Genomic DNA, 361 nt, shown 5'->3' with positions numbered 1-361 from the left:
CAGTTTTAGCCCGGCCACCGCGGGGTCTGTCTGCCAGTCAATCTCGACCGGTTGATCCACCACCAGATTGCCGTGCCCATCCTTCACCGTCGCCGTGAAGGTATAACTGTCAGTGCCGTTGTTGTAGCGCTTCTTGTCTTTATCCACTTCCACCGTCACGCCGGTTACTTGATAACTGAGGCTCAGCTCCTCAAAGCTTACCGGGCTATCGGCCTTAACCCATGACGGATTCGCCGCCGCCTTTGCCGATACCTGCACATTCTTCACCGCCGCCGTGCTGGTTAAGGTCGCCGTGACCTGCCCCTGCGCGTTACTCACCGGATTGCTCTGTTTCGTCAGGGTTAACCCGTCAGCCTTTGGA

The 361-nt window shown here is 57.6% G+C and carries 1 protein-coding gene; it reads right to left on the bottom strand.

Annotation, left to right across the window (positions count from 1 at the left end; translation table 11 throughout):
• Nucleotides 1-318 (bottom strand): hypothetical protein (locus tag ACGF5R_RS24660; protein WP_387693281.1); only part of this gene is annotated, 318 nt, incomplete at its 3' end.
• Nucleotides 319-361 lie beyond the last annotated feature (43 nt).

The sequence above is a fragment of the Photorhabdus sp. RM71S genome (genome assembly GCF_042879355.1).
Classification (GTDB): Bacteria; Pseudomonadota; Gammaproteobacteria; order Enterobacterales; family Enterobacteriaceae; genus Photorhabdus; species Photorhabdus kayaii.
The sequence above is the reverse complement of the archived record's forward strand: the minus strand, read 5'-3'. Positions and strand labels throughout refer to the sequence as shown.